The 12,587-nt window shown below is 26.8% G+C and carries 13 protein-coding genes; 1 reads left to right on the plus strand and 12 read right to left on the minus strand.

What is annotated here, in order from left to right; translation table 11 throughout:
* Positions 1 to 319 precede the first annotated feature (319 nt).
* The 7 genes from J2Z25_RS09920 to modA all read right to left on the minus strand — a co-directional run bounded on the left by J2Z25_RS09920 (position 320) and on the right by modA (position 7,993).
* Positions 320 to 1,510, minus strand: a complete 1,191-nt coding sequence (locus tag J2Z25_RS09920) for an MFS transporter (protein WP_209740197.1) — start codon at positions 1,508 to 1,510, stop codon at positions 320 to 322.
* Entirely contained in the window at positions 1,507 to 1,644 is a 138-nt protein-coding gene (locus J2Z25_RS09925; RefSeq protein ID WP_209740199.1) for a hypothetical protein, read from the minus strand. Before J2Z25_RS09925 ends, J2Z25_RS09920 begins: the two co-directional genes overlap by 4 nt.
* 430 nt (positions 1,645 to 2,074) lie before the next feature.
* On the minus strand, positions 2,075 to 3,874 hold the full coding sequence (locus tag J2Z25_RS09930) for a WG repeat-containing protein (protein WP_209740200.1): 1,800 nt from the start codon (positions 3,872 to 3,874) through the stop codon (positions 2,075 to 2,077).
* A gap of 156 nt (positions 3,875 to 4,030) precedes the next feature.
* Positions 4,031 to 5,197 (minus strand): iron-containing alcohol dehydrogenase, encoded by a 1,167-nt coding sequence (locus tag J2Z25_RS09935; protein ID WP_209740202.1) that lies wholly within the window; start codon positions 5,195 to 5,197, stop codon positions 4,031 to 4,033.
* 235 nt (positions 5,198 to 5,432) lie between these two features.
* Positions 5,433 to 6,500: a sulfate/molybdate ABC transporter ATP-binding protein gene (locus J2Z25_RS09940; RefSeq protein ID WP_209740204.1), complete on the minus strand. Its 1,068-nt coding sequence runs from the start codon at positions 6,498 to 6,500 to the stop codon at positions 5,433 to 5,435.
* Positions 6,501 to 6,511: 11 nt separating this feature from the next.
* Positions 6,512 to 7,183: a molybdate ABC transporter permease subunit gene (gene modB / locus J2Z25_RS09945; RefSeq protein ID WP_209740206.1), complete on the minus strand. Its 672-nt coding sequence runs from the start codon at positions 7,181 to 7,183 to the stop codon at positions 6,512 to 6,514.
* Between the two features lie 9 nt (positions 7,184 to 7,192).
* On the minus strand, positions 7,193 to 7,993 hold the full coding sequence (modA, locus tag J2Z25_RS09950; RefSeq protein WP_097033269.1) for a molybdate ABC transporter substrate-binding protein: 801 nt from the start codon (positions 7,991 to 7,993) through the stop codon (positions 7,193 to 7,195).
* A gap of 319 nt (positions 7,994 to 8,312) precedes the next feature.
* Here modA and J2Z25_RS09955 point away from each other — a divergent pair, with 319 nt between their 5' ends.
* A complete protein-coding gene (locus J2Z25_RS09955) occupies positions 8,313 to 8,834 on the plus strand; it encodes an excisionase family DNA-binding protein (RefSeq protein WP_008677574.1) in 522 nt (173 codons plus the stop codon).
* A 268-nt stretch (positions 8,835 to 9,102) separates the two neighbouring features.
* On the opposite strand, the gene J2Z25_RS09960 is transcribed toward J2Z25_RS09955, so the two are convergent.
* The 5 genes from J2Z25_RS09960 to J2Z25_RS09980 form a co-directional block, all read right to left on the minus strand.
* Positions 9,103 to 9,675 (minus strand): hypothetical protein, encoded by a 573-nt coding sequence (locus tag J2Z25_RS09960; protein ID WP_097033270.1) that lies wholly within the window; start codon positions 9,673 to 9,675, stop codon positions 9,103 to 9,105.
* 164 nt (positions 9,676 to 9,839) lie between these two features.
* Positions 9,840 to 10,112, minus strand: coding sequence for a hypothetical protein (locus J2Z25_RS09965; protein WP_008677572.1), 273 nt, complete (start codon positions 10,110 to 10,112; stop codon positions 9,840 to 9,842).
* 124 nt (positions 10,113 to 10,236) lie between these two features.
* Positions 10,237 to 10,899, minus strand: a complete 663-nt coding sequence (locus J2Z25_RS09970; RefSeq protein ID WP_245173224.1) for an HAD family hydrolase — start codon at positions 10,897 to 10,899, stop codon at positions 10,237 to 10,239.
* A gap of 170 nt (positions 10,900 to 11,069) precedes the next feature.
* Positions 11,070 to 11,957: a Cof-type HAD-IIB family hydrolase gene (locus J2Z25_RS09975; protein WP_008677570.1), complete on the minus strand. Its 888-nt coding sequence runs from the start codon at positions 11,955 to 11,957 to the stop codon at positions 11,070 to 11,072.
* A gap of 381 nt (positions 11,958 to 12,338) precedes the next feature.
* Positions 12,339 to 12,542 carry a DUF1657 domain-containing protein gene (locus J2Z25_RS09980; protein ID WP_008677568.1) on the minus strand — a complete coding sequence of 68 codons (204 nt, stop codon included), beginning with the start codon at positions 12,540 to 12,542 and terminating at the stop codon, positions 12,339 to 12,341.
* Between the last annotated feature and the right edge of the window lie 45 nt (positions 12,543 to 12,587).

Consider the following 12,587-nt stretch of genomic DNA (forward strand, 5'->3'; position numbering starts at 1 on the left):
GATTTTTATAATAAATTTTTCTCTCTATAATATAATTTCCTAAAAATAATTAAATATAATGCATATAATAAGAAATTTATAATTATTTTATGCATTTTATTATTCTTATTTATATAATAGTTTTATCTATGCCATTATCTAATTCACGATATGAATTATATTTTGGAACCATATAATCTTTAGCTTTTTACTTTAAATAGATATTTAAAGTATGATTAATTATAAAAATTTTAATACTATTCATCTTTAAATAAACAAAAAATAAGTAGTATTAAACAATATTCTAATACTACTTATTTTTTTATTTTATTTTTTATAATTATTGAATCTTTTCTATATTAACAACACCATTACTTTCACATACTTTACTAACCATTTCCGATGTGATTAACATCACAACCACTAATATTAATAGAAAGTATGGTAATAAACTAAAAGTAGTAGCCTTTGCAAACATTCCAAATATTGGTGGCATAAAAGTACTTCCCACATATGCTGTTGCCATTTGAATTCCCATTATACTTTGAGAGATTTCTTTTCCAAATCTATTTGGAGTTTCATGAAGCATTGCAGGATAAATTGGAGCACATCCTAAGCCTATTAATATAAATCCAAATAATTGAAGATAAATTGAAAATGGAACAATTAATAAAATAATTCCAGATATACAAATAACTTGCCCTATTCTAATCATTATCTTATTATTAAACTTCATTGATAAAAATCCTGATAAGAATCTCCCTATTGTAATTCCTAAATAAAAAAGTGATACCCACTGTGCTGCCTTTTCTGCTACAATCCCTTTGCTTATAACTAGGTAAGAGCTTGCCCATAAACCTGTTGTTAATTCCGCAGCGCAGTAACAAAAGAATGATATGAGAGCTGGCTTTGCTCCAGGAATTTTAATTAGCTCTCCAACCTTAATATCATGTTTGGTTTCTTCATCATTACCTGAATTCAACTCAAACTTTTTCCATAAAGGTAATGAAAATATAAGACATATTACTAAAATAACTTGAATGCTTCCAATTGTAGCATATCCCATTCTCCATCCATTTTCTTTTAAAAGAAATACTGACATTATAAATGGACCTGTTGTTGCACCTATTCCCCAGAAACAATGAAGCCAATTCATATGTTTCGCCTCATAATGAAGCGCAACAAAGTTATTTAATGCAGAATCTACTGCTCCTGCACCTAATCCCATTGGAATGCCAAGCAAACATATCAATAAAAAATTTGGAGATAGATATATACCAAGTAGTGCTGCTGCAGTTAAAAACACACTAAAAGTAGTTACTTTACCTGTTCCAAACTTTCTAATTGCTTTTGCACTAAAAAAGCTTGAAATGATTGTTCCACCTGAAACAATCATTGTAGCTATACCTGCTGATGATATAGACACATTTAAATCCTTATATATCATTGGCCATGCTGATCCTAAAATAGCATCAGGTAAACCAAGACTAATAAATGCAATATAAATAATAATTAATAATATAGTGATCATAACTTCCCCTTTCCCTTATATAATACCAAATGATTTAATACCAAAACACAGCTCATTATAGCTATAATTTTTCTTATTGCATCTGATACTTCTTCTGAATCTTTATAATTTAAATTAATCCAGTCAATTCCCAATGTAATATTTCCAAGCTCACCTGAGAGATTTGCTTCTCCTCTATATCACCATTTATAATTCTTCTAACACCTGGCATATATAACTTGGAAAAACAATCCGACTAGTGTGCCTTTAAATTTCCCCTTTAAATTATTTTTATAATATCCATATTAAGTATTTTTAATATATACTCTTCCTTTTTTTACTTGTCAATAATTGCATTACTAATACACTAAATTTGTATTTTATTACAAATGAATCATCATATATTTGTAAACTTTTCTATAATAATTATTAAATTTTAGATTTCACTAACTATATAAAATAGAAAATGTCATATATAAAAAAGGGACGGTTTAAAAATACCGTCTCTTTCTCATATATTTTATATTATTATAAAGTGATTCTATTTCATTTTTCTATTTAACATTTCAGCACTTTATAAAAACCTTAACCTACCAATGCCCTATAAAAATCACCGTCTTTATTTATCATTTCTTGAATTTCAGAAAAAGGAATTTTAAATGTTATGAACCCCGCTGAGTACGGCCCGATTTCATACGGTTGAAAATAAATATATAAATTGTTATTATCAACATAAAAATCTTGATCTTCTTTTATTCCCTTAAATTGATCTTTAAATACATATTCATATTGCTTATCATTTTCTATCATATCACTAATAATTTTATTTAATTCTCCTACCCAGTAAACTCCTCCCTTAAATAAATCTCCTAGTGAGTAAAACTTACCTGTCACTAAATCAATAGTTGGAGTTTTTCTATATGGCATTCCATGAGCTGCCCCAAGTGGATAATGATATCCCTCAATTTCCAAAACTAACAAATTATTACTAAAGTATTTTATATTGAAATCACCATAATAATTATAATTAAGAACATCATTTTCTGTAATATTTAAATTACATTGAACACCATTATTTTCACTAGGTCTAAAATAAGACATTTCCCTTAGCTTATTATTAATTTCAATTTCTACGTTCTTATCTTTTATTCCTTGTACTATAGGTATATATATTAAATAGTTGATATTAGGCTTATATTTTTCTTTTAATATACTATAACGATTATCTAGATATATAATGTCATTTGGTTTATAAATTATGTTATCAGACTTATCTAAATAATATGGTGAGTAATCTATATCAGCATAAACCAATCCATTCTTTATTAATAATTCACCACTTCCGCTAACCTTAGGTAGATTTTCATCCCGATTTCCAGATAAATCGATAAAGAAGGTATCCATTTTATCTGATGCATATGCTAATCCATTATTATAATCACCAACTGCTAAATAACTAAAATCTGTTAATCTATTTCCACTTGTATCTCCTATTGCATATATACTTCTAAGTTTTAAGTCTGCATCTCCTATTGGAATGCCTAAAGCTACCCTTCCTTCTCCTAGAATCTTAATATCACTAAAATTAGGTTCATATATATATCTTCCAGTTTTATCAATAAGTCCATATGGACCTTGGAAGCTGTCTGACTCACTAACTATTGCTACATTATCTCTAAATCCTTGTGCTGATTTAAATCTTGGTTTAATTACTACTTCTCCATTAATATTTATATAACCTAAAGGACCTTCAAATGAATTTCCAAACACCATAAGTCCATCTCCATATTGAGATACATAGCTATAGTTATACGTATTTACAATTTGACCATAAGGATTTATTAACCTATATTCCCTTTCATTAAATTTAACTAAAGCTACTCCTTCATTAAAGCTATTAGCTTCTAAATATATTGGTGCAATTATATCATATCCTTCTAAATCAATGTATCCATACCTAAAGCTACCATTATTATTACTGAATCCAACAAAGGCTCTTCCGTCGCTGTAATCACTTATAAAATTGTATCTTTTATTTGTTATAACATTCCCCTTTTCATTAATAACTCCCATATAATTATCAAATACCCAAATTGCTCTATTTTCCTTGAAATTGCTGATACTATCATAAATTGGCTTAATAACGTATTCCCCATTCTTATTAATTGCTCCGAATTTTTCTCCTACCCTTACTATAGCTAATCCGCCACTATTAAAATCATATGCACTTGAGTAAGCTGGTTCAATAGCAAACATTCCTCTACTATTTATATATCCATAAATTTCGCCTTCCTTTGTATTTCTTAAAGCTGGATATAGTCTCTCGCCATTTATTCTATTTTTTATTGTAAAACTTTCTATTTTATTATTTTTATTTGAATTCACTTTAATTCTCCCAATAAATTACTCTTAATACAATATATGAATAGTTCGGATATAAAGTGGCTAATTTATGAAAAAAGTGTATAAAATACGTTTATTTTATACACTTTCTTATTATTAATCTATTTTTATTTAATTTTCTTATATTAAAGCTTCAACTTATAAAGCAGCTTTATATATATTTAATACATCCTCAGCATTAAGTGGTTTAAAGTTGCCTATTGTTTTTCTTCTTCTTACTGATTGATTTGCCATTTTTTCAAGTTTTTCCTCATTTATTCCAACTTCTCTTAATGTAGTAGGTATATCTAATGAAATGAAAAACTCTCTTGTTTTATTTATAGCTTCTTTAGCTAAATCATATTTTTCTTTACTTCTATCTAAATCCCACACATTAATAGCATATTCAACAAACTTATCTACTGTATTATCATCTAGAACATATTCCATCCAAGCTGGTGTCAATATTGCAAGGCCTACACCATGAGTAATATCATAATAAGCACTTAATTCGTGCTCCATTGGATGAACACTCCAATTAGTTTCTTTTCCATAAGTTAAAAGTCCATTTATAGCTAAACTTGAAGCCCACATAAGATTTGATCTTGCTTCATAATTTTCAGGTTCATCCATAGCTATTCTTCCATAATTAATGCAAGTTTTTAAAAGTGATTCTGCCATCCTATTTTGAATATAAGCTCCTTCTGTATTATTAAAATATACTTCAAAAATATGACTCATTATATCTGCTGTTCCAGCTGCTGTTTGATTTTTTGGTACAGAAAAAGTATATGTTGGATCTAATATAGAGAACTTAGGAGCCATTTCTGGATTCCCTGTTCCTAATTTCTCGTTAGTTTCTATATTGGTAATTACTGCTCCTGAATCCATTTCTGAACCTGTTGCTGCAAGAGTTAATATACTTGCTATTGGAATTACATTTTTTATTTTACTCGGATCTAAAACTATATCCCAAGCATCACCTTCATAGCTAACTCCAGCTGCAATGACCTTTGCACAATCAATAGTACTACCACCACCTACTGCAAGAACTAAATCTATATCATTTTCTCTACAAATATCAATACCTTTTCTTACACTAGTTATTCTTGGGTTCGGCTCTATACCTGAAAGTTCAAAGAAACTTATATTGTTATCCTTTAAAAGCCTAATAACATTATCATAAAGTCCTATTTTCTTTATACTTCCTCCACCATATGCTAAAAGCACTTTTGTTCCATATTTTTTTATTTCATCTGGAAGTACATTTATTTGATCTTTTCCAAAGAAAATTTTAGTTGGAATTGAATAATTAAAATTTTTCATATTATAGTTCTCCTTTTTGCCTTTTATTTTATAATACACCTAATATTTTCATTATTAAATATAATTATATATTCTCAATAAATTACTTTTTATAAAAAATAGATTCAGTTTTAAATAATTTATAGAAAACATAGACTTTATAAAATACAAAAATTATATTTAAATAATAAAAAATCTACGAGCTTATATCGTAGATTTTTTATTATTTATCATATGTTGCTTTTCATAAAATATACTATTCTAAGAATAAAATTGAGCGTTCAGGTATTCTTAAATATAAATTTAATTTATTTTTTCTTCTATCCCACTCTTCTTTTTTTACTTTATATATCATTACACTATTTTCATTCTTTTCAATTGAATTTTTATTTACAAACATTATATTATATTCAAATACATTTTCTACTACCTTATTTATTTCACACTCTATAATGTTTTTTTCATTATTTATATCATAATTATCAACAAACTCAAAATTATGAGCTCTAATACCAATATAATTAGTATTTTCAGGAATTACTTTTTCTGTTTTTAAAATGATACCCCACTCTGTAGCATGAATCTTGTTTGAAGATAAAACTTTGCATTTTGAAATATTTTTGCATCCAGTAAGTATTGCAGCTTCCTTAAGCTTTGGATTTTCAAAAATCTCCTTAGTATTTCCTAATAATATTGAATTTCCTTTGTTAATAATAACAATATTTTTACAAAACTTATAAACTTCGTCTCTACTATGAGTAACCATAAGAACTTCACCATTATATAATTTCAAAAATTCTAGGACCTCTGTTTGTAGCTGTTCTTTTAAATATGAATCTAATGCAGAAAAAGGTTCATCAAGCATTAATATATCTGGTTTATATATTATACATCTTGCTATAGCAACTCTTTGTTGCTGACCACCAGAAAGTTGACTTGGATATTTCTTTTCAAGCCCTTCTAGATGAAAAGACTTTATGATTTCTTTTACTTTTATTTCTTTTTCTTTTTTAGATTCTTTTATACCTATTCCAATATTTTCTTCCACAGTCATATTAGGAAATAAAGCATAATTTTGAAATAAGTATCCAATATTTCTTTCTTGAGGTTTTAGGTTAATCTTTTTTTCAGAATCAAATAGCACTTTCCCATTGAGTATAATACTGCCTTCATCTGGAGTTTCAATTCCAGCAATACATTTTAGAGTCATGCTTTTCCCACTGCCTGAAGCTCCTAAAATACCAAGATAATCACCATTTGTTTCAAAAGAAACATCAAGAGAAAATCCTTTTAGTTTTTTCTTTATATTAACAAATAAACCCATTATCTTCTTCCTTACTTAATATATTTTCTTTCCTTAAGAGTAAAATAATTTGTTAAAACAACAACTGCAAAAGAAATTATAGTAACAATTAAAACATAATTAGTGGCTGATGCCATATCTCCCGCTGCTACATCTGCATAAATTGCTAGTGGTAAAGTCCTTGTCTTATTTGCTATATTTCCAGCTATCATTGCTGTAGCTCCAAATTCTCCAAGACCTCTTGCAAAAGCTAATATCCCACCAGAAGCAACTCCTGGCAATGCCAGTGGCATAATAATACGCCAAAAAATTTTCCTTTCTGACATTCCTAATGTTCTTGCAGCCATTATTAAATTTTGATCAACTTGTTCAAATGCTCCTCTTGCAGATCTATACATAAGAGGAAATGCTATAACTACTGAAGCTATTACAGTTGCTGACCATGAAAAAACTATTTTTACTCCTAAAAATTCTAATAAAAGTTTACCTATTGGTCTATTTACTCCAAATATAAGTAAAAGAAAAAATCCCATTACTGTAGGTGGTAAAACTAATGGTAATGTTAAAATTCCATCTAAAATCATTTTTATTTTTTCAGATTTTATTTTTACAATAGACCTTGCTATGAATAGTCCTAATAAAAATGTAAAAACCATAGATACAGTTGCGGTCTTTAATGAAATTATTATTGGTGATATATCCATTATATTCTCCTATTTATTACCTGAAAATCCGTAAGATTCAAATACTTTTATTGCTTCTTCAGATTGTAAAAACTCAGTAAAGCTTTTTGCTGCTTCTTGATTTTTAGTAGCCTTCACTATTCCTAATGGATAAATCACCTTAGAAACGCTTCCTTCTGGTGCTTCTAAAACTACTTTCACTTTATCATTTGATGCTGCATCTGTTGAATAAACAATTCCCGAATCAGCACTTGCCTCAGCAACCCAAGTTAAAACCTCTGTGACATTTGTTCCAAGGCTTGCTTTTGAGGACACTTGGTCCCAAATTTTAAGATTTTCAAATAACTGTTTTGCATATTGTCCAGCTGGTACACTTTCTGGATCTCCTATAGCTATTTTATCAGATTTTAATATATCTTCAAAAGTTTTTATATCTTTACTATTCTCTTTTGGAACTATAAGTACAATTTTGTTTTCAAGAAGTTCGACAATAGAACTTTCTTGAATTAAACCCTTTTTATTTAATTCATCCATTTGTTTTGTTGCTGCAGACATAAATACATCTATTTCTGCTCCCTCTTCAATTTGAGTTTGCAACTTTCCTGAGCTATCATAAGTTGCTTGAACCTTAATATTAGGATACTTTTCATTAAACATAGGAATTAACTTATCATCCATGCAATTTTTTAAACTTGCTGCTGCTGCAATAGTAATAGTTGATTCTTTTTCTTGTGAGTTATTTGTATTATCTGTAACATTATCCTTACTACACCCAACTACAGAAAAAGCTAATAATAACATACTTAAAATTAATGATATTTTCTTTTTCATTTTACACACTCCTAATTTATAAAATACTATAGTTATAATAAAATAAAACCAATTTAATTTTAATAAAACAATTCAAAACAGAACAAAACAGTACAAAACTGAACAATAATAATTATATTGTAAACATTTCCCATTGTCAATGAATTTTAATTTTATATTTCTTTTCATCTAACTTTATATTTAGAGTTAACAGATATATAAAAAATATAATTATAACTATAAAAATAGTTATTAAATTCTTCAATCCATTTACTAATTGTTATATTTTAAATAATATGTTAAATTATTTTTATACTAATAAAATGAAAAGGTGAATGAAATGAATGAAGATATCTTATATACGCCAGATGAGATTGCTCAAAAATTAAAGATAACTAAAAGTACAGTATATGAAATGATAAAGCGTGGAGATTTAGATGCTCATCGTATGGGGAAGCACCTTCGTATATCTAAATCCCAATTTGAAATTTATCTTTTAAAATCCAAAGGTTATGAAAATAGCTATGAAGCAACTTTAATTTCTGAAGATGAAGAAACTTTTGCATTAATTGATTCTGTAAAAATACAAGTAAGTACTGAATTAGAAGGTAATGTTAGAATTTCTATTCGTCCTGAAGATATTATCTTAAGTAAAGGTACATTTATAAGTAGTGCAAGAAATGTTCATAAAGGAATTGTGACTGATATTATATTAGATGGTAATAGCGCAAAGGTAGTTTTAGATATTGGTATTCCACTAGTGGCATTAATAACTAAAAAATCTTTAAATGAAATGGCTATAGAAAATGGACTTGAACTCTACTCTATTTTTAAAACCATGTCTGTAAAAGTTTATAAATAATACTAATCACTCAAACTTTAACCTCATATTATTTATGACAAATTAAATATTAATTATTTTTAATCAAAATAATAAGCCTAAGAATGATTTTAGTTTTCACTCTTAGGCTTGTTTTTAAATTTATAAAGACTTCAATATTTCTGTATTTTTCAAAATATTCATTAATGCAATATCTTTTATTAGTAGCTTATCTACTCTAAAATAATTATTAGCTGCATTATCTAATAATTAAATATCATATTGACTAAGGAATACTTAATCAGCAACTTTATTTATTTTCTTCTTTTTTTAAATATGATACTAATTCATCATAATTATTTTCAGCTACTGATTCTTTTGATTTAAAATCATCTATTTTTTTATTTGAATTTATAATACTTTCATAGTTTGATAAAGTATCTAATATTGCAGCTTTAAAAAGCGGAATGACATCTATTATTCTTTTTATTCCATATACATATTCGTCATCACTAATATTAAAGCACTTAAATAATCCTGATGTTAATCTGCCATCGGAAAACATATAGATATATCTATCTTTCATTTCATCTGATAAATCTACTTCAACTTTGTGCTTGTACAATCTAAATATTATTCCTTTGTCTTTTATAAATATAGGAAATATCGTTGAAAAAAGAATAACTACATCTTCCTCTTTATCTGCTACTCCACTAAAATCATGTTCATTAAGCTTTGTTAAAACTTCATCCGTAAATATAGAATCCTTTATTTTTTTACCTAATTTTGCTTTTAACTTTTGTTCTTTTTCTTCAATTAGAAAATTATCAATTGAACTAAATAATTTACTGATTTTACTTATATTTTTTTGTGAATTATTCATACTATACATCTCCTTAAATAGTTCAATAAAAAGTCATTACAATACTTTCATTTATTTTACTTAGCAATAAATTTATTAATTATAACTTTATTATAATATACTTTATAAAACCACACAATTTTACCAACTAATTTTATAATTAAAACGATAAAAATATTCATTCTCTAAAAATATTTCCCTTTAAATTTACTTTTTACAGCATCAGTAACTACTTTAAAATCTTCTTCATTTTCTGAGAATAATTTTATAAGTTTTTCTTTTGCATCAATATGCTCTTCATTATTTTCATCAAGGTGTACTATTGGTCTAAATAGCTTATGAAATTTCATAAATAATATCGGATGCTTCTTTGCAAAAGCCTCCATCTCATCTATATGCCTTTCCTCCTTAGTTGCATTTTTTAACCACTTAAAAATATAATCATATTTTTCTTCCATACAAACACTTCCTTCATTAGTTTTACTTTTATACTTTTCTCAAATTTGTATACTTTTATGTTAATATAACAAAATCTAAATATAAAAACTATATTTTTCCCATATCCAGCCTAAAAGCTTTATTCTACTGGAATATTACTTCTTTTACTTCAATTAAGTTGTTAAAACTTTTATAAGAAAGTTTTTTTATTTGTTCATCAGCTTCTTTTAAATCAACTATATGTACTACCTTCATATTTCCATTATATGCAGCCTTAATTCCTGCTAGTGAATCCTCTATTACAATACAATTTTCAGGATTCACATTAAGCTTGCTTGCTGCCTTTATAAATATATCCGGATTAGGTTTAGTTTTCTCAACATCATCTTTACACACTAAATCATCAAATAAATGCTTAATTTTTGCTTTGTTTAATTGCTTTTCCATTCTCTCTCTTGTTGCTGAAGTAGCTAAAGCTATTTTGTAATTATTTTTTCTTAAATATGTAAGTAACTCATAAGCTCCTTCTTTTAACGGTATCTTCTTTTCTATTTCTTTAGCTAAAGCCTCATCTTTTTCTCTATACATTTCTTCTATTGGAATATCACTACCAAATTCCTTCTTAAATACCTTCTTAACATTTTCACGACCAGTTGCTATAACTTTACAATATATTTCCTTAGTCATTTTATAACCGTACTTTTTACAAACCCTTGTCCAAACATTTAAATATATTCTTTCTGTATCAAATAGAACTCCATCCATATCAAAAATTACTGAGTCTATCTCATCCATATTAAGCTGCATATTATCCTCCGAATTTTACTACAAATAATTAATTAATTTTCTAAATCTCACTATATCTAAGCTATACAATAGTAAAGTTAATATATTTGGTTACAACCAAGAATAAACTCTTAGATAATCAACAATTAATTATCTTTGAGTTTATTTTCTGTAAACATATTATTAATATTTTATTTTTCCTTAAGCATTTTATCCATTTCATTATTAATCACATTATAGATGGCTTTAGCAACGCCTAAATTATCATTACTATCTGTTATATATTTAGCTATAGCCTTTACCTCTGGTATAGCATTTTTCATTGCAACAGTTTCCTCAAATATTTCAAACATTGAATAATCATTAAAGCTATCACCTAATATCATAACATCTTCTCTTGCTATGTCCATCTTAGTAGCAACCTTTTCTAAGATTATTCCCTTTTGAGCATTTATATCAGTTATTTCTATATTATCTCTAAATGATGATGAAATAGCTAATCCCTCAATTTCTCCGAGAACCTTTTTCATCTTATCTATAAGCTCTATATCACTATGGAAAGCAACAAACTTTCTTACTTCTACTCCCTCTTCAAAGAACTTATCTAAATCATCAATAAATTGTAAGCAAGTAAAGAAACCTAAATTTTCAGCAACTTCTCTTGCTTCCTCTTCTGTTAAAGACGGATTAAAACTCATTGTTCTAAAAATAATTTCTTGAAGTGCCATTTCTCTTGTAGATGTCGTAAACACACCCTTTTCTGTAAATATACGAGCTGACATTTTATTTTTATCTAATATTTCAATTATCTTCTTTGCACTTTCTTCTTTTATATTTATTACATCTAAAATATTTCCATCTTCATCTCTATATTCTGCTCCATTTGAAAGAACACATTGAGCCTTTATGTTATGTTTGTCTAATAAAACCTTAACACTGTCATATTCCCTGCCTGTAGATATTGCAAATATTATACCTGCTTCTTCTGCTTTTCTAATTGCCTCTACAGTTTCAATATCTATGTCATGGTCATTATTTAATAAAGTTCCATCCATATCTGATGCTATTAATCTTATCATAAATATTCCTCCGTTTTAAATATATTTGATTCTATATTATATAATATCATACATTTGTAATTTTATATAAATTTATACTAATTACTTTTTAACTTTTAATATATATCTTGATTTATAATCTACCTAATTAAAATAAATGGTTTATTAAATAATTAATATATTTATTTATGTAAAATAGCAAACTTGAAATTATTGATTATTTAAACTTTTATTTCATTATTCTAAATTTCCCAGTGAATATCCTATTTACCAAATAATAAATATTACATTTTATTAAAGAAGTAAATTTTAAGGTCTATAAGCGCTTTAAAGTTTATATAAAAAATATGCATAAAAATACTCCCATACCTAGTTGATTTTATAGATATGGGAGTATTTTTACTATTTATTATATTGTGGTTCTTGTTGTTTTACAAAATCAAGTCTTGATTGAAGTGATTGCTCAACACCATCCATTGTACTTGCAAGTTGATTAAACATTTGTTTTGCTTGTTCGTTATCTGTGTCTAAAGAAAATGTCTTCATATCGGCAGCTAATCCTTTTGCGCTAGCTAGAGCTGTTTCAAGTTTAGTTCCTGTTGGCATAGTATTTCCTCCTTTATATTTTGTATCGCAACTTTATTTTGTTCA

The organism is Clostridium tertium, assembly GCF_017873245.1.
Lineage (GTDB): Bacteria > Bacillota > Clostridia > Clostridiales > Clostridiaceae > Clostridium > Clostridium tertium.